This is a genomic window from Natronomonas sp. CBA1123 (genome assembly GCF_009741925.1).
In the GTDB taxonomy this organism is placed as follows: domain Archaea; phylum Halobacteriota; class Halobacteria; order Halobacteriales; family Haloarculaceae; genus Natronomonas.
The window spans coordinates 45,120-62,156 of record NZ_WPCC01000005.1 but is presented as its reverse complement, the minus strand read 5'-3'; the positions used below and the strand labels follow the sequence as shown (position 1 = coordinate 62,156).

19 protein-coding genes and 1 tRNA gene are annotated in these 17,037 nt (G+C 64.9%); 12 read left to right on the top strand and 8 right to left on the bottom strand.

The annotated features are described in order from the left end of the window. Position 1 precedes the first annotated feature (1 nt). Complete coding sequence (locus tag GJ631_RS04180) at positions 2–439, bottom strand: universal stress protein (RefSeq protein ID WP_156707939.1); 438 nt, start codon at positions 437–439, stop codon at positions 2–4. A gap of 76 nt (positions 440–515) precedes the next feature. Beyond that, on the bottom strand, positions 516–1,376 hold the full coding sequence (gene larE, locus GJ631_RS04175; protein WP_156707938.1) for an ATP-dependent sacrificial sulfur transferase LarE: 861 nt from the start codon (positions 1,374–1,376) through the stop codon (positions 516–518). Positions 1,377–1,490: 114 nt separating this feature from the next. Here larE and GJ631_RS04170 point away from each other — a divergent pair, with 114 nt between their 5' ends. The 6 genes from GJ631_RS04170 (at position 1,491) to GJ631_RS04145 (ending at position 6,127) form a co-directional block, all read left to right on the top strand. After that, positions 1,491–1,754, top strand: coding sequence for a hypothetical protein (locus GJ631_RS04170; RefSeq protein WP_156707937.1), 264 nt, complete (start codon positions 1,491–1,493; stop codon positions 1,752–1,754). Positions 1,755–1,826: 72 nt separating this feature from the next. Further along, on the top strand, positions 1,827–2,735 hold the full coding sequence (locus tag GJ631_RS04165) for an ABC transporter ATP-binding protein (protein ID WP_156707936.1): 909 nt from the start codon (positions 1,827–1,829) through the stop codon (positions 2,733–2,735). Next, positions 2,732–3,586 carry an ABC transporter permease gene (locus tag GJ631_RS04160; RefSeq protein WP_156707935.1) on the top strand — a complete coding sequence of 285 codons (855 nt, stop codon included), beginning with the start codon at positions 2,732–2,734 and terminating at the stop codon, positions 3,584–3,586. Before GJ631_RS04165 ends, GJ631_RS04160 begins: the two co-directional genes overlap by 4 nt. A gap of 45 nt (positions 3,587–3,631) precedes the next feature. Then, on the top strand, positions 3,632–4,051 hold the full coding sequence (locus GJ631_RS04155; protein ID WP_156707934.1) for an Hsp20/alpha crystallin family protein: 420 nt from the start codon (positions 3,632–3,634) through the stop codon (positions 4,049–4,051). Between the two features lie 250 nt (positions 4,052–4,301). Next, on the top strand, positions 4,302–5,510 hold the full coding sequence (gene ilvA, locus GJ631_RS04150; protein ID WP_156707933.1) for a threonine ammonia-lyase: 1,209 nt from the start codon (positions 4,302–4,304) through the stop codon (positions 5,508–5,510). A 197-nt stretch (positions 5,511–5,707) separates the two neighbouring features. Beyond that, positions 5,708–6,127 (top strand): DUF5684 domain-containing protein, encoded by a 420-nt coding sequence (locus tag GJ631_RS04145; RefSeq protein ID WP_156707932.1) that lies wholly within the window; start codon positions 5,708–5,710, stop codon positions 6,125–6,127. Between the two features lie 11 nt (positions 6,128–6,138). Here the strand turns inward: GJ631_RS04145 and GJ631_RS04140 are convergent, their stop codons facing one another. After that, positions 6,139–7,641: a hypothetical protein gene (locus GJ631_RS04140; RefSeq protein ID WP_156707931.1), complete on the bottom strand. Its 1,503-nt coding sequence runs from the start codon at positions 7,639–7,641 to the stop codon at positions 6,139–6,141. A gap of 96 nt (positions 7,642–7,737) precedes the next feature. On the opposite strand from GJ631_RS04140, the gene GJ631_RS04135 reads away from it, so the two are divergent. The 3 genes from GJ631_RS04135 to GJ631_RS04125 are packed head-to-tail and all read left to right on the top strand — an operon-like array spanning position 7,738 to position 10,960. Continuing rightward, a complete protein-coding gene (locus GJ631_RS04135) occupies positions 7,738–8,718 on the top strand; it encodes a hypothetical protein (protein WP_156707930.1) in 981 nt (326 codons plus the stop codon). Next, entirely contained in the window at positions 8,715–9,572 is an 858-nt protein-coding gene (locus GJ631_RS04130; RefSeq protein WP_156707929.1) for a mechanosensitive ion channel family protein, read from the top strand. The genes GJ631_RS04135 and GJ631_RS04130 overlap by 4 nt, the downstream gene beginning before the upstream one ends. Positions 9,573–9,616: 44 nt before the next feature. Further along, entirely contained in the window at positions 9,617–10,960 is a 1,344-nt protein-coding gene (locus GJ631_RS04125) for a sorbosone dehydrogenase family protein (RefSeq protein ID WP_156707928.1), read from the top strand. Positions 10,961–10,993: 33 nt separating this feature from the next. Here GJ631_RS04125 and GJ631_RS04120 read toward each other — a convergent pair. Both GJ631_RS04120 and GJ631_RS04115 read right to left on the bottom strand, forming a co-directional pair. Next, positions 10,994–11,066: transfer RNA gene (locus GJ631_RS04120), tRNA-Gln, on the bottom strand. Between the two features lie 27 nt (positions 11,067–11,093). Then, on the bottom strand, positions 11,094–11,918 hold the full coding sequence (locus GJ631_RS04115; protein WP_156707927.1) for a homing endonuclease associated repeat-containing protein: 825 nt from the start codon (positions 11,916–11,918) through the stop codon (positions 11,094–11,096). Positions 11,919–12,036: 118 nt separating this feature from the next. Here GJ631_RS04115 and GJ631_RS04110 point away from each other — a divergent pair, with 118 nt between their 5' ends. Continuing rightward, on the top strand, positions 12,037–12,615 hold the full coding sequence (locus tag GJ631_RS04110) for an IMP cyclohydrolase (RefSeq protein ID WP_156707926.1): 579 nt from the start codon (positions 12,037–12,039) through the stop codon (positions 12,613–12,615). A 12-nt stretch (positions 12,616–12,627) separates the two neighbouring features. Here GJ631_RS04110 and GJ631_RS04105 read toward each other — a convergent pair whose 3' ends face one another. Beyond that, the gene (locus GJ631_RS04105; RefSeq protein WP_156707925.1) at positions 12,628–13,710 is read right to left on the bottom strand and encodes a PAS domain-containing sensor histidine kinase; all 1,083 of its coding nucleotides are present in this window, start codon (positions 13,708–13,710) and stop codon (positions 12,628–12,630) included. 170 nt (positions 13,711–13,880) lie between these two features. On the opposite strand from GJ631_RS04105, the gene GJ631_RS04100 reads away from it, so the two are divergent. Then, complete coding sequence (locus GJ631_RS04100) at positions 13,881–14,540, top strand: metallophosphoesterase (RefSeq protein ID WP_156707924.1); 660 nt, start codon at positions 13,881–13,883, stop codon at positions 14,538–14,540. A gap of 13 nt (positions 14,541–14,553) precedes the next feature. On the opposite strand, the gene GJ631_RS04095 is transcribed toward GJ631_RS04100, so the two are convergent. After that, complete coding sequence (locus GJ631_RS04095) at positions 14,554–15,738, bottom strand: aspartate kinase (RefSeq protein ID WP_156707923.1); 1,185 nt, start codon at positions 15,736–15,738, stop codon at positions 14,554–14,556. 182 nt (positions 15,739–15,920) lie between these two features. Between GJ631_RS04095 and GJ631_RS04090 the strand changes: the two genes are divergently transcribed. Continuing rightward, positions 15,921–16,307: a hypothetical protein gene (locus tag GJ631_RS04090; RefSeq protein ID WP_156707922.1), complete on the top strand. Its 387-nt coding sequence runs from the start codon at positions 15,921–15,923 to the stop codon at positions 16,305–16,307. Here the strand turns inward: GJ631_RS04090 and GJ631_RS04085 are convergent. Beyond that, a complete protein-coding gene (locus GJ631_RS04085; RefSeq protein WP_231753885.1) occupies positions 16,304–16,891 on the bottom strand; it encodes a hypothetical protein in 588 nt (195 codons plus the stop codon). The genes GJ631_RS04090 and GJ631_RS04085 overlap by 4 nt on opposite strands. Between the last annotated feature and the right edge of the window lie 146 nt (positions 16,892–17,037).

Sequence of the window (17,037 nt, the reverse complement as noted above, 5' to 3'; positions counted from 1 at the left end):
CCTACCGGATGACGGTGACAGGGACGGGGGCGTCGCCGACGACGGCCGTCGCGACGGTGCCGAGCAGCCGTCGGGCAAGCGCGTTCCGGGATTCGCTGTGACTCCCCATCACGATGTGGTCGACGCCGTGGCGCTCGGCGTAGTCGATAATCGTCTCCGCGGGGTCGCCCGTCTCGACGGCCGTCTCGATGGTTCCTCCGGCGACTTCGGCCTGCTCGCGGGCGCGTTCCAACACCGTTTCGGCGTGTTCTTCGGCTGCCTCGCGCCGGTCGTCGTCCAACTCGAGGATGCCCCCTTCGCTCATCGGACCGTCCAGCGGCGTGACGACGTTCAGCACCGTTGTCCGGCAGTCGTACACCGCGAGGGCGTGCTCGAGCGCCGCTGCTGCCAGCGGTGAGCCATCCAGCGGCACCAGCACGTGTGTGGGTACCCTGTCCATACCGCCGCTTCGTCGTCCACCCGCAAGTACTCTCGGCCGCCCGAGGCGGCGAATCCGTCCGGCCCGAGCGCTCGGACTACGTCGGGTACTCGGTGTCCAGTACGTCGCTCTCTTCGGGTGCGGCCGTCTCGTTGGCCGGCGAGACGCTCCCCGTTCGGTAGCCCGCTAGGTCCAGCGTGACGTGGTCGAAGCCGGCGTCGGTGAGGTGTTCGCGGGCGGCGGCGGCGAAATCGGGGTCCAGTGCTTGCTCCAGCTCCGATTCGCCGACCTCGATGCGGGCGAGTCCGTCGTGGTCGCGCACCCGGAACTGCTCGAAGCCCCACGTCCGAAGGAGGGTCTCGGCTTTCTCGACGCGGCTGAGTTTCTCCTCGGTCACCTCCAGCCCGGTCGGGATGCGCGAGGAGAGACACGCCATCGACGGTTTGTCGGCCACCGAGAGGTCGTAATGACGGGCGATTTCCCGGACTTCCTCTTTGGTGATGTCGTGTTCCAGGAGCGGGGAGTAGGCGTTCAACTCCTCGACGGCACGCAGGCCGGGACGGTGGCCCTCGCCGGGGTCTGAGGCGTTCGTCCCGTCGCAGACGATGTCGATGCCCAACTCCCGGGCGGTGTCGAACATCCGGCCGAGTCGCATCGACCGGCAGTGATAGCAGCGTTCGCCGTCGTTTTCGACGAACGCCTCGCTGTCGAGTTCCGAAAACGAGACGATTTCGTGCCGGACGCCGATTTCCTCGGCGACGCGAGTGGCGTCTTCGAGTTCGGCCTCGGGTAGCGTCTCGCTTTTCGCGGTGCAGGCGACGGCGTCGTCGCCGAGCGCCTCCTCGGCGAGGGCGGCGACGACGGCGGAATCGACGCCTCCTGAGAACGCGACGAGGACGCCGTCGCGTTCCCGGAGGTCCTCGACTGCGGCGACCCGTTTCGCCTCGACAGTGGTCATGTCCGAACCGTCGTGACGCGCGTAGAAAAGCCCAGCGTCAGCGTCCCGTCACCGCCGAGCGAGCGATCGAACCGGAACACCACGTACAAGCCCCCGCGCCACCCATCACTGCCAATGACTGACAGCGAACGCGTCTGGCTGGTCGAACGGACCTACACCGACCGCGATTTGGTCGTCCTGATTTATGCGACGCCCGACGGAACGCGCAAACTCCGAAAGGAGCTGGCACCGACGATGCTCCAGCGAACGACGGTGACCGCGGCGACCGACGCCGACCCCTCGAACCTCGAATCCGTCGAGGACAGCGAGACCATCGACCGCTACGTCACGGAGGTCGAGCGGGTTCGGGAGAGCCACGACCCCGACGACCCTATCTGACCACGTGGTGGCCTAACACACCACAGGAGAGCCTCAAGGCCTATAATCCGTCGGTTTGAACCCCGATTCGATATGGCCGCCATCGAATTGGACGACGTACGGAAGGGGTTCGGCGACGTGCAGGCGTTGCGCGGCGTCGACCTCGAAGTCGAAGAAGGCGAGGTGTTCGGCTTCCTCGGTCCGAACGGCGCCGGCAAGTCGACGACCATCAACATCGTCCTCGATTTCGTCCGGCCGGACGAGGGGTCCGCCCGCGTGCTCGGCCACGACGCCCGCGAGGAGAGCGTCGCCGTCCGGGAACGAACCGGCGTCCTCCCCGAAGGCTTCGACCTCTACGACCGACTGACCGCCCGCGAACACCTCCAGTTCGCCATCGACTCGAAGGACGCAGACGACGACCCCTACCCGCTCCTCGAACGCGTCGGCCTCGAAGACGCCGTCGACCGGAAGGCCGGCGGCTTCTCGACGGGGATGCGCCAGCGCCTCGCCCTCGCGATGGCGCTGGTCGGTGACCCCGACCTCCTCATCCTCGACGAACCGTCGTCGGGGCTGGACCCCAATGGCGCCCGCGAACTCCGCGAACTCGTCGAGGAAGAGGCCGCCGACGGTACGACCGTCTTCTTCTCTAGCCACATCCTCGGGCAGGTCGAGGCGGTGTGTGACCGCGTCGGCATCATCCGCGAGGGCGAACTCGTCGCCGTCGACACCATCGAGGGCCTCCGGGAGAACGTCGCCGGCGGGGAAACGCTCATCGTCGAAGTCGATTCGGTGCCCGACGACGTGAGCCACCGCCTGAAGAGCATGGAGGGCATCGACAGCGTCACCGTCGACGGCACGACGCTCCGTGTCGGCTGTGACGACGACGCGAAGATGACCGTCATCTCCGAGCTAGAGGAGATGGGTGCGACGGTGTCGGACTTCTCGACGGAGGAAGCGCCGCTCGAGGACCTCTTCGCCGCCTACACGGAGGGTGAACAATGAGCGTCCGTGCCGTCGCCGAGAAGGACTTCCGGGACGCGGTTCGGTCGCGGCTGCTCATCGTGTTGACGGCACTGTTCGCGCTGTTCGCCGCCGGTGCCTCCTACGTCGTCACGAACATCCAGCCGCCACAGCAGGCGCAGTTCACCGGCGAGGTGACGACGGTGCTGCTCATCGTCGGGTTGGTGAGCGCGACGGCGGTGTTCATCCCCATCGTCGCCATCGCCGCCTCCTATCGGTCGCTGTCCGGCGAGCGACAGAGCGGCAGCCTGAAACTGCTGTTGTCGCTGCCGAACAGCCGTGCGGACGTGGTCGCGGGCAAGTTCATCGGTCGGTCAGGTGTCGTCACCATCGCCCTGCTCATCGGCTTCGCCATCGGGTTGGTGTTCACGTCCGCCTTCGCCGACGCCTTCTCGGCGGCGGAGTACCTCGCTTTCGTCGGCGTTTCGCTGCTGTTCGCGTTCGTCTTCGTCGCCATCGCCGTCGGTGTCTCGGCGTTCACGTCCTCTACCTCCCGGGCCGCCTACGGCGCCTTCGGCCTGTTCGTCGTCTTCCAGTTCCTCTGGAGCATCCTCGTTCAGGGACTCATCTACGTCCTCAACGGGTTCTCCTTCGAGGGACTCGAACAGGGTGACACCCTCATCGAACTCTCACAGGTGCTACAGATTCTCAGCCCGACGACGGCCTACCAGCAGGGGACGCTGTGGACGGTTCGGCGCCTCGCGGAGAACCAAGAAGCCCAGAGCGCCGAGGCCTTCTATCTGGAACCGTGGTTCGGCTTCGTCACGATGGCGCTGTGGATTATCCTGCCGCTCGCGGTCGGCTACCTCCGGTTCGAGGGTTCGGACCTGTAGGGCCGATACGCTTTTTCTCGCTCGCGTCGATACTCCAAGACTGCCATGGCCCGAAACCCATTCGACGAGATCGAGCGGATGTTCGACCGGATGAGCCACCAGTTCGAGACGCTCGACGAGGACCTCTTCGAGGGCTCTGTCGCCGTCGACATTGAGGATACGGGCGAGTCGTTCGTCGTCACCGCCGACCTCCCGGGGTTCGACGGCGACGACATCGACGTGGAGCTGTCGGGTGAGACGCTGACACTGTCGGCGGCCCACAGCGAATCGACCGAAACCGAAGACGAGGATGACGACCACCGCTACATCCGTCGAGAGCGCCACGAACAGTCGGTGAATCGGTCGATTCGACTCCCCGAACCGGTCGAGGAGGACGAAACCGAGGCATCGTACAACAACGGCGTCCTGACGGTGACGCTGCCGAAAGTCGGTTCGGGAGAGGGCCACGACATCCCCATCAACTGACGGGCCGACACGCCTATTCGAACGACCACTGAGCCGTCTGTCGACCGTCGAACGGCCGTCTGACACCAGTTTCACAAAGCTTCCCTCTTGCGGTTTCACTTTCAGTCCGCATGGCCGGGTTTTATGATACTGCCACCCCCAGCGTAGGATGCACACGCTCCTTCCCTTTGGTCTCACGTCGCCCAGCGGCGGCGCCGGTGCAATCGGCCGCGTCGGAAGGCATACCACACTGCCACCAGTAGTCGATAGCATGCTCGAACTCGCGGACGTGGAGGCGGCCCGTGGCCGCGTCGCCGAGACGGCCCGGCAGACGCCGCTGGAACAGTCGAACACGTTCTCGAAGCGCACCGGCGCCGACATCCACCTCAAACTGGAGAACTTCCAACGCACTGGCTCGTTCAAGATTCGCGGTGCGACGAACAAAATCGCACAACTGAGCGACGCCGAACGCGAGGCCGGCGTCGTCACCGCCAGCGCGGGCAACCACGCACAGGGGGTCGCACTCGCTGCAACGCGGGCCGGTGTCGATTCCGTCATCGTCATGCCGGAGTACGCACCGATTTCGAAAATCAACGCCACCGAATCCTACGGCGCCGAGGTCGTCCTCCACGGCATCGATTACGACACCGCCGCCGAGCGCGCCCACGAAATCGAACGTCAAGAGGGCCGCACCTACGTCCACGCCTTCGACGACCCCGCGGTGATGGCCGGACAGGGCACCATCGGCCTCGAAATCGTCGAACAGTGCCCCGAGGTCGACACCGTCGTCGTCCCCATCGGCGGTGGCGGCCTCATCTCCGGTATCGCCACCGCGGTGAAGGCGAAAACCGACGCCCGCGTCATCGGTGTCCAAGCGGAGGGGGCCTCCAGCGTCGCCGAATCGCTCCAGAAGGGCCACCGAATCGAGCGAGAGTCAGTCGACACCATCGCCGACGGCATCGCGACCCGGACGGTCGGTGAGTTGACCTTCGAGGTCATCAAAGAGCGCGTCGACGAGGTGGTCACCGTCACCGACGCCGAAATCGCCAACACACTCACCTCGCTGCTGGAGCGGTCGAAGACACTCGTCGAGGGCGCCGGCGCCGTTCCGCTCGCGGCCGTCGTCGAGGAGCGTTTCGAGTACGAGGAGGGCGAAACCATCGTTCCGGCGCTCTGTGGGGGCAACATCGACCTCAACGTCCTCACGACGGTCATCACCCGCGGACTGGTCGAGCGGGGTCGGTTCCTGCGTATCAAGACGGTCCTCAAGGACCGCCCCGGTGCGCTCCAGGAACTCGTCGAGTTGCTCGTCGACCACCGGACGAACATCCACGCCATCGAACACGACCGCGCCTCGAAGGACATTGCGATGAACGCCGCGGAGGTCGAACTCGACCTCGAAACCCGCGGCGAGGAACACGTCCTGGAGCTGTTAGACGCCTTGGAAGCGGCGGGGTACGAAGTCGAAGTGCAGGTCTGACTGCGAACCATTCCACGAACATCGTTCTCTTTCGGTCTGTCCGGGTTCCGTTCGGTCTTCGAATAGTAACGAACTGGCTCGATTCTGGCCTTGAGGAGCGACACTGTGGCAACAAGCCGTGTTCGTTCAAATATGTGATTGTATAGTTATATCTATGGAAAACTGTTAAGTAATAACCGAGACATGTGTGCCGACGTATGTTCCCGAACATAGCACAGCTGCTCGTTCCGTTGCAAAACGGTGGCGGTGGCGGTGGACTCGCTGGTATCGTGGGGCTCATCGTGTATCTCGCCATCATCGTGGCGGTAATCGCCGGATTCTGGAAGGCGTTCGAGAAGGCAGGCGAACCGGGGTGGGCGGCGATTATTCCCATCTACAACGTCTACGTGATGGTCAAGGTGAGCGACAACCCGTGGTGGTGGCTCATCCTGTTTTTCATCCCCATCCTGAACATCATCGCGGTGTTCAAAATCAGCATCGACGTGGCTAAGCAGTTCGGCCAAGGCGTCGGCTTCGGTCTCGGCCTCGCCATCCTGTCGTTCATCTTCTGGCCGCTGCTCGGCTTCGGCGATTATCAGTACAGTGGCGGTTCCGGCGGCGACGCAGCGGCAATCTGAGGCGGTTCTTTTTACAGCCAATCGAGGAACGTCCCCTCGATGAGCGTCTCGGCCTGTTTATCGATGTACTCCGATTGCATCCCCCAGACGGCCTGTGCGAACGGTTCGCCGCGGCCGACGGCTTCCGCGACGTGTTCGTGTTTCCAACTGGCGGGGGTCACGCGCCGGTCGACGCGCTCTCTGAGCGGCTGGATGTAGCGGTTGGCCTCCTCGGCGTCCAGCCCTCGCAACTCGAGGCCGTCGCGGGCGAGTTCGAACAGTTCGGCGTACAGTTCATCGGTGTCGGTCGTCTCGGTGCCGTCGGCCGTTATCCAGCGTAACTCGGCGTCGAGACCATCGCGGACGGCAGCATAGAAGCTCTCACGGGCGTCGGCCCACGGTTGGTTGTAAATCGGGTGTTCGCGGCGCGGGAGGCTCTCCAGCAGTCCGGCGAACACCGCCTGCAGCGCGATGGTGTCCCGAACGGTCGGCTGACACGGCAGCGGTCGGAACTCGATGCGCGCGTTGGCGCTCTGTTTCGTCGGGCCGTCGAACACCGGCCGAACCCACCGCCAGAAACTGCCGTGTTTGTGCCGGAAGTGCTCGAAGCGGTCGTCGAAGCGGTCGCCGCGCTCCAGAAGCGTCGGGACGACCGTCTCGTCGTCGGCGATGCGCTGGAGGGTCTCGTCGATGCTGTCGATGTCCTCGGGGAACGTCACCTTCGGGTCGCCGCCGGGGTTGAGGACGGACTCGAACACCGGCACCCGGTTTTCCATCCATCCCTCCGAGAGGATGGCTTCTGGGTCGGCGTCGTAGAGGTCCGGCGGGAAGAACGGCGAGTTGACGGCGACGGCCAAAAGCGGCCCCGCGATTCGAAGCGCATACCGGAAGTTCTCCGGGAGGTCGTGGGCGTGGGCGACCTGATAGTGGGGTTGAATCGAGGTGATGAGGCTCTCGGGCATCACCGTATCGGCTTCGAGGCTGACGTGTGGCGCGTCGAGTTGGAGTTCGGCGGCGTAATCGGTGTTGGCCATCGCGTGGTACCGAACCGACGCCGACATGTTCGTCGCCATCCGGATGCCGTCCTCCTCGATGCTGTCGGTGAGATACCCCGTCGCGGTCTCGCCGACCGGCGGCACCGTCCAGAGGCCGTCGCTGACGAGGGCCATCCCTTCGCGGGTCACTTCGTTTTCGGCGGCGTCGAGTTTCGCCTGGACCTCCGCTTCCTGTGCGCGAAGCCCGTACTTCGACAGCGGCTGTGGCGCCGTCGACAACTCGGCGTTGTGCAGGCCCAACTCCTTCTCGAAGCCGATGTACTCCAGCAGCCGCCGGGGAACCCGCATCAGCGCGTCCGTCTCGGCGTCGACGGCGTAGAACTCGTATTCCAGCCCCACGATGGCCTGTGGGTTGTCGAAGGTGCCGTCGTCGATTTCCGCACGGAGCGCCTCGACTTCCTCGTCGACCCGCGACGCGAACTCCTCGCTGTCGACTTCGAGTGCCTCCCTGACCTGCGCCGCGAGTTCTGAGGCGGACATGCGTGGCTCTGTGCGGGCAAAGGGTTTGAAAGGTACGGCTCCCGTGGCGCCCCGAGCTATAACTGCGATGGATGTGAACGGGTAGCAGAGAACTGGATGACGACGACCCAACTCGACGATGGGGGTGTCGGCCTTTCGGCGCTGCTCGGTGACGACGAGGAGACCTTCAGCCGGGTCGTCGATGGCCGGACACCGGGACCACTCGCGGTCATCGGCAGTCCATTCGGCGGGCGGGAGACCGTGCTGGCGCGTGCCGCCGACCGCCTCGACGCCCGTCACGTCCGCTTCGACGCCGATACGAGTGCAGCCGATGCCGTCGACGCCCTCGCCGGCGGGCCGACCGTCGTCGAGGGGTGTCACCACCTCTACACTCGCACTGTCGGTGGCTTCCGGCCGCTGTCGCAGTTCCTCGATTCGCTCGCCGAAACCGAGACGACGGTCGTCACCGGATGGAACCGATTCGCGTGGTCGTACCTCGACGCGGTCCGTAACGTCGGGACCGTCATCCCGACCCACGTCGAAATCAACGGGCTCTCCGGCGAGGAGGTGGCCACCTTCGTCGAGGCGAACGCGACCGAGCGGCCGACGTTCCGGCGGGACGAGACCGACGAGAGTCCGTTCACCGTTCGCCGACACGAGGTGACGGTGGCCGACCGCACGGTGTCGGTTCCCCTTCCGGCGTTGGACCGTAAAGCGATGGTGGCCCGCCGAACCGAGGACCTCGACCCCAAGACGGCGACGTTCGAGCGACTCGCGACCGTCTCCGACGGGAACCCGGGGGTGGCGCTCGCCATCTGGAAACACTGTGTCGATGGTGACGTCCGCCCGACGGACATCGAAACACTGGACCTCGATGCGGACCTCAACCGCGAGGCGGCGTTCTGTCTCCGCATCCTCCTCTCGACGGAGTGGGTCGACCGGGCGACGCTGGCCGACCGAATCGGCCCGCGGACGCCGCGACTCCTCGGGCAGTTCGCCCGGGCGGGCGTCGTGACGAGCGAAGACGGAACGGTTCGACTCCAACCGGCGGGCGTTCCGGCGGCCGTCGCCGTGACCGAACGGTGGGGTGTGTTATGATTCCGCTGCAGTCCGACGCCTCGGCGACGGCCGCACCGGAGCAACTCGCCAACGTCATCGGCATCGCCACAATCTTCGATGCGGTGTTGGTGTTCGCCGCCGCCTACGTCTTCGCCCGGATTCTGACGTTCCTGCTGTCGGCGACTGCCGAACGCAGTCCGAACCGACGCATCACTATCAAGATGTTCATCCCGGTAGTGCGACTCCTCGTCTACGTCCTAGCGGTCTACGTCGTCGTCGTCCCTCTCCTGGAGTTGAACTCGACGCAACTGCTAGCGGCCTCGGGGCTGTTCGGCGCCGCACTCGGGTTCGGACTCCGTGACGTCGTCGCGGGGCTGTTCGGCGGCCTGTTCATCGTCTTCGAGAAGCCGTTTCAGGTCGGCGATAAGGTGTCTATCGGTGACGACTACGGCGAGGTGACACGTATCGGCCTGCGGTCGACCACGTTGCGGACGCCCGACGACACCGCCGTCGTCGTCCCAAACGACCGGCTGTTCACCGACAACGTCGGCAACGCCAACGCCGGCAGCCCACACATGATGGTCGTCACCGAACTGAGCGTCGCCCCCAGCGCCGACATCGACCGGGCGAAAGCCATCGTCGAGGAGGCCATCGTCACCTCTCCGTACGTGTACGTCGACGACGACTACCCCGTCACCGTGTTGGTTAACGACGAGACCTACTATCGACGGATTCGCGGCAAAGCATACGTCGACGACCTCAGAGACGAGTTCCCCTTCGCCTCCGACGTGACCGAACGGAGCCTCGAAGCCTTCGCGGAGCGGGGCATCGAGACGCCCGAATTGCCACCCCCGGACTACCGGCTGACGACGACCACGAACGCGAGTAGCTGACGCCGCGCCGAACGATTCATACGTCGGTGGTCGACACTGTGAGTATGGCTCACGGTCCGACCCGACGGCGCTTTCTCGGCGCTGCAGCGACCACCTTCGGCGCGAGCGTCGCCGGATGTAGTGCATCCGACGGCGACGGCACGCCCTCCGACGACGGTACGGACTCGCCGGGGTCGGACGCCGGAACGCCCGACGCCGCCCTCCCCGAGTCGTTCGCGCTCGAAACGCTCGTTTCGGGGCTCGACGCCCCGCTCGATATTCGGTTTTCGCCCGAGGCCGACCGCCGCTACATCGCCGAACAGCAGGGAATCGTCCACGTCCACGAGAGCGGGGGACTCCGGTCGGAACCGCTCCTCGACCTCCGGGAGACCGTCGACTTCGGCGGCGAGAAGGGACTCCTCGGCATCGAACTGCATCCCGACTTCGCCGAGAACCGCCGGCTGTTCGTCCGCTACAGCTCCCCACGGCGGGAGGGGACGCCATCGAATTACAGCCACACCTTCGTCCTCGCCGAGTTCGAGGTGCGCGAGGACGGCCGCAGCGTCCGTGTCGATTCCGAACGGACCGTCCTCGAAATTCCCCAGCCGCAGGGCAACCACAACGCCGGCGACCTCGCCTTCGGCCCCGACGGCTACCTCTACGTCGCCGTCGGCGACGGCGGTGCCGGCGGCGACCAGGGCCGGGGCCACGTCGCCGACTGGTACGACGGTGTCGCCGGCGGCAACGGACAGGACGTAACGGAGAACCTACTGGGGAGTATCCTCCGTCTCGACGTCGACACCGGCGAGCGCGGCGACTACGGAATCCCCGAGGACAACCCGCTGGTCGGCCGCGAGGGGCTCGACGAACAGTTCGCGTGGGGGCTGCGCAACCCCTATCGGATGTCCTTCGACGGCGCGGACCTCTTCGCCGGTGACGTGGGACAGAGCCGCTATGAGGAAATCAATCTCGTCACAGCGGGCGGCAACTACGGCTGGAACGTCCGCGAGGGCGCCCACTGCTACGAAGCCGAGGACTGTCCCACCGAGACACCACCGGACGTTCGCGGTGGCGAACCGCTCGTCGACCCCATCGTCGAGTATCCACACTCGGATGCGGCGGTCGGCGGCATCTCAGTCATCGGCGGCTACGTCTACCGCGGGTCGGCCGTCGAGGGACTCGGCGGTGCCTACGTCTTCGGCGACTTACAGGCCAACGGCCGGCTGTTCGTCGCGACCCGTCCCGACGAGGGCTGGACGTGGCCGACGCGGGCGATTTCTCTCGCCGGTGACGGTGACGAGCGCCTCCAGCGAATCCTCTCGTTCGGTCGGGACGGCGACGGCGAGGTGTACGTTCTCGGGCTGGGGTCGGAGGGTGGTGCGGTCCACCGGCTCGTGGCCGCGGAGTGAAAAGCGACGCTCGAAACGGAGCGTCCGAAGAAGTAGTCCCACGCAGATTCGAACTGCGGTTTAGGGCCCCAGAAGCCCTCGTGATTGGCCACTACACCATGGGACTGTGCGCATACGAATGCAAGCCGTGGGTCTATTTATGATTGTCGTGTTCCGGCGAGCAGTCCGCCGGGGTCGGCGGTTCGTGATGGTGTTGGCGATGGCAATTCGCACACAATATCTCACATTTTTCGATTTCCGCTTCGATGGTTTCTATGGACTGTCCGTTGGCGAGCAGTCGGGCGACTGTCGCCCGTTTTTGCCCCTGTACGTGATGGAATTCGAGACACCGTGGGTCGGCCTCGGAGCATCGAGAACAGCCATCCGACGTTCGCTTCTGCTCGTAGACCCACCGTCTACGGTGGCCTTTTGTCGGTTCGTGGTGGGCCCTCCGGTGACAGTTTGCACAAAGCACGTCGCACTTCTTCATCTCTTCACGGAGCGAGTCCGTTCCGTAGCCGTACGTGACCATCTCGCCGATGGCCATCCCCTTTTCATCGCTGTCACGGTGGTGGAAATCCAGCTGTGCGGGATTGTTGCGTCCACAGTATCGACACCCTCGTGTGCGTTTCCGTTCGTTGACCCACGCTCTGAGACGGGTCCGTCGCCGACGACTCCGCTCTGCGTTCCACTCGCGGTTTCGGTAATGCCATCGCTGGTCGACGGAGAGTTCCACCCACTGTTTCTCCTCCGGTAAATCCACGTCGTCGGGTTTCGGTTCGGCCTTCGAACCGGTCGAGCGATACGTCTCCAGTTCGGCGGCCCTCTTCGCCTCGTTCCAGCCACCCAACTGCCGGATAATCGTTCCAGAGGCGGGTGTAAGCCCGAGTGCTTCGTACTGGGCTTTCGTCGGTGATTCGCCGAGGCGGTCGGCAGCCTCCCGAAGCGCGTCGATGCAGGCGGGCTTCGGTGTCGACATACGCCGGCTTCACTCCCGATAAAATAAAAAGACGACCATGAGGCGGAACTGAAACTCCCACCCTTCACCTCGACCCCGAACCGACACCGACATACTGTCGCCGGGGGCAGAGACGGGTATGTACGTCGGTCGTTTCATCGTCGTCGCACCGGACCGAGCCGCCTACCGCGTCTCCTCGCGGTCGTTCCCGAACCGCCGCGTCATCGAACGCGAGGGCGCGCTCACCGTCGCCCCGACGCCGGACGCTCCGGAGACGGACAACCCCTACATCTCCTATAACTGCCTGAGAACCACCGAGGACGGCGAACAGGCCGTCATCGGTAACGGGACGCAGGTCGACCCCATCGTCGAGAAACTCCAGTTGGGCTACCCCGCCCGCGACGCACTCGTCGAGTCGCTGCTCGCACTGGACTACGAGAAAGACGACTACGACACCCCGCGTATCGCGGGTGTCGTCGGCGAGGAGAGCTACATCGGCATCGTCCGACGGGACGCCGTTCTCGTCGAGGCAGTCGAGGAACCGACGCTCGTCGCCACCTACGAGAAGGACCGACCGGAGGCCGCCGACTTCGAGTCGACCGACGCCGACACGATGGCGCAGGAACTGTACGAGTTCGACTTCGAACATCCGGTGTGTGCCGCCGCGGTCGCACGAACCGACGACGGCTTCGAGACGGGCTTCTACAACGGCGAGTAGCGTTCGCTCGTCTCAGGCCTGCTGGAGGCGAATCCGAACGCGGTTGCCGCCGAGGTCGCTCTCCTCGAAAGCGAGCTCGCCGCCGGAACGGTCGACTATCCATTTGACGAGCCACAACCCGAGGCCACTGCCGTGGTGTTTCGGCGTGATGTCGGCGCTGCCGGTGACGACGTTTCGCTCCATCGGCGGGATGAGCGGCGCGTCGTCCTCGACGAGGATGTCGACCCAGCGGCCGCCGTCGACGTCGTCGATGCTGACGTGGACGCGGGGGTCGTCGCTGGGGTTGTGTTCGATGGCGTTCTCGACGACGTTCTCGACGGCGAGTTGGAGGCGTCCGGTCGCCGAGACGGTTCTCGAGTCGGGTACGTCGACGGTAATCGCTGCGTTCGGGGCGGTCGTTTGGACGCCCTCGATTGCGGCCCGAACGACCGGCACGCAGTCCAGCGTTGCTGTCTCCGCTTGTGGGGACTGCAACACGTCGTTGATTCGGGCGGCGTCGCTGGCCAGTCCGAGCAATCGCTCGGCGCGGTCGTTGATTATCGTCGCCGTCCGAACGGCTCCCTTGTCGTCGGCGTCGAGGATTTCCAACAGCCGTTCGGCGTTCCCGTCGATGATGTTCGCCTCGGTCCGTAAGTTGTGTCGGAGGACGCGGCTCAACACCTGTAACTGCCGTTCCTTCTGATTGATATCGGTGAGGTCGGTGTAGACCGCGAAACCGTCGATTCGGGTCGTCCCGTCGCTGTAGGGGATGCCGCGGTAGAGGAATTCCCGGAGCCCGTCCGTGGTCCGTCGCTGGACGCGCTGATAGTTGATTTCGCCCGAAGCGGTCCGCTCGTCGAGCGTCGCAGCCTCCTCGGTACGCCACTCGGGGACGATGTGTTCGTTGAGCGGGGCGTCGAGGACGGTGTCACGGTCGTAGCCGAACAACTCGAGAAACGACGCGTTGACGCTCCGGATAATCGGTTCCTCGTCGACGAGTTCGAACGCCACGACGGCGTCCTGAATGTGACCCAAGAGGTGCCGCAATCCGTCCGATTCCTCGATGTCGAAGGTCTCCTCGTCAGTTCCGTGGCTATCTTGTTGTGCTTCGTTCATCTGATTCTGATTTTGGTGTCTGTATGTCTGTCTAATCTGCGTAAAGTTAAAAACTACCGTAGGTATAGGGCAAAAGACACAAACAATGTCACGATATTTCGTGTCGAACTGGCCTGTCGGAGCAACGCTGACCGACAGGCCTTACGGGACTGCGGTCCCAGAACGAATCGATGCGAGTGGGGGTACTCTCCGACATCCACGCCAACCGGGTCGCACTACGGGCCGTACTCGATGATATGCCTCCAGTCGACGCCGTCGTCTGTGCCGGCGACGTGGTCGGCTACAACCCCTGGCCCGGCGACTGTATCGACGCGCTTCGCGAACGGAGCGTGCCGACGATTATGGGGAACCACGACCGCGCCGTCGCCACGGGAACCGGCTTCGGGGGCAACGGCATGGCTGACGCCGGCGCTCGCTACGCTCGCGAGGAACTGGACGAGAGCCGACTCGAGTGGCTCCGCGAGCTACCGACCGAGCGGACGTGCTTCGAGGGCCGTCTGAAACTCGTCCACGGCCACCCTGAGGACCCGAACCGCTACACGTACCCGGCGCTGTTCTCCCCCGAGTTGCTCGACGAGGAGGACGTCCTCGTGATGGGCCACACCCACGTCCAGGCCCACGAATCCTACGACGAAGGCGTCGTGATGAACCCCGGAAGCGTCGGCCAACCGCGGGACGGCGACCCCCGTGCCGCCTACGCAGTCGTCGACCTCGATTCGCTGACCGTCGACCAACGGTGCGTCGACTACGACATCGAACGCGTCGTCGAAGCCGTCGGAGAGGTGGGACTGCCCGAGGGAACCGGAACCAGACTGCGAAAAGGGCGATAGCGTCGTTCGCGCGTTAGACGGCCTCTTGGATGATTTCGAGCGCCTCCTCCCGGTCGTCCCAGTCGACGAAGACGGCGACGGAGGTGGCGCTGGTGATGAGGTCGTGGATGGTGATGTGTTCCTCCGACAGCGGGTCGATGATGCCCTGAATGATGCCCGATTGGTTGGGCAACTCGCCGCCGGTGACGCGGATGACGGCGACGTTGTCGTCGACGGTGACGCTGGAGAGCGGCTCGGCGTCGATGACCGCCTGATGGAGGACGTTCTCGGCGCGCTCGGCGATTTCCTCGTCGATGTAGAACGTCACCGAGTCCATCCCGCTTGCGACGGCGTCGACGTTGATGTCCGACTCCGACAGCGCGACCGACAGCTCCGAGAGGATGCCGGGCGTGTTGCGGATGGCCCGACCGGCGACGGTGAGACACGCGAGCGGCGTCTCCCGGAGGTCGATGAGGTTCTGGAACTGTCCTTCGATGGTCGTCCCGCCCTCCAGTAAGTCGCCGTGTTGGTAGTGGGCGACTCGGACGGTCATGTCGTTTGTCTTATATGAAAGCGCGGAGGGGGCGACGACTTCGGCACCGCGGAAGGAGAGATTGCGGAGTTCGTCGACGGTGATTTCGCCGACGTTGCGTGCGCCCTCGACGACGCGGGGGTCGCCGGTCATCACGCCCTCGACGTCGGTGATGATGACGACTTCGTCGGCGCTCATGTAGTTGCCGAGCATGACGGCGGTGGTGTCGGAGCCGCCGCGGCCCAGCGTCGTCACGTTGCCGGCGTGGTCCTGTGCGAGAAAGCCCGTGATGACGGGGACGTACCCCTTCGAGGACATATCCGCGGCCAACTGTTTGGCGCGGCGCTGGGTTTCCTCGACGTCGACTTCGCCGTGTTCGTCGGTGATGACCGGCCAACTGTCGGTGCCGGGTTCGAGGAACTTCGCGTCGATACCGCGGGCGCCGAGGGCGGCCTTCAGCATCCGGACGGAGGTGCGTTCGCCCATCGAGACGATTTCGGCTTCGTCGGCCTCGTCGGCCTCGAACTCGATGGCGTCGAGCAGGAAGTCCGTCGTCGACCCCATCGCGCTCGCGACGATGGCGACCTCGTGGCCCTTCTCGACGGCGGCGGCGATGGAGTCGGCGGCACGGTTGACCCGGTCGCCGTTGCCGAGACTCGTTCCGCCGAACTTGGCGACTACGCGCATACAATCACCTGCTGTACGGTGTGATGGCTCATACCCGCCGGTAGCCAGTCACGGGAGATAATCCTGTCCATGTTCCGTGGGTCTGCTCCGGGGGCGGCTTACGGCGATTATTGCGTCACCGGCGCGGTCATTCCCATCCCTTGCGGGGGAAGTTTATTTCCCGCGAGTGTCTTATCGGGTGTATGGACATCCGGGACGCCGTCGAGGCCGACGCCGAACGGCTGGCGACGCTGACCGGCGCGCCGACCGACGTGATGCGGAACCTCGTCCACGACCGAACGGTTCGGGTCGCCGACGCCGACGACGGCGTCGCGGGGTTCGTCAGCTACGACGCACAGGGAAGGACGGTCCACGTCACGCAACTGGAGGGCGACGCCGACCTCTGTGAGCGACTGCTCGAAGAGCCGACCCGCTTCGCCGAACGGGAGGGAATGGCCGTCGAGTTGCTCGTCCCCGACGGCGACGAGGCGGCTCGGGAAGCCGTCGAACGCGCCGCCTTCGAGGAACACGGCCCCGGTCCGCGCTTCGACGGCACGACGACGACGCGGTATCGGTGGTCGCCCAACTAGAGGTGGCGGTCGATGACCGCCTTCGCCGCCTGTGCCTTCTCCTTCCAGCCGTAGCCCTGTTCGTAGACGTGTTTCTTCGAGTCGACCAACTCGGCGGGTGAGGCCTCCTCGAAGCCGCCGCGGTTCCACGTCCCCGAGGTTTCCAGCCAGTCGATGGTGTTCTCGCGGGTCTCCTCCCACGAGAGACCCACCATCTCGTAGAACGCTACCATTGCAAACACGCTGTTGTCGTGGGCACCGGGGACGCTGCCCTTCTCGTAGATGGTCTTCAGCGGCTCGAAGGTGGGTTGAGAGACCCGCTCTTTGTACTCCTCGGGCGTCAGCAGTCGGAGTTCGTCGTCTTCGTCGACGACTCGTTGGTCGCCTCGGAGCCGACGCAAAACGGCGGCGTGGAGGCCGCTCCAGCGTTCGGGGAGGTCCTCGCGGAGTGCGTCCTCGTCGTCGTAGGTCCGGGCCGACAGCGGCGCCAAGAGGTCCGTATACGCTTTCTCGATGTGTCGGCGGTCGGTGCCCTCGAACTCACACTCGGGGTCGTGGAGGTTGCTCGTCGTCCGACAGCCGGGACAGCGATACCTGAGACGCACGGGTTGTTCCTCGGGTCGGGGTGGGCGAGTATAGGCGTGTCGACTCTCTGGAGACGATTGCTTGGACGGACGGACCACGCACTTCTCGTATCACGTATTCAGTACTGCCTTCGAAGCCCTCGGCTGGCTCGACTCCCGCGGACCGC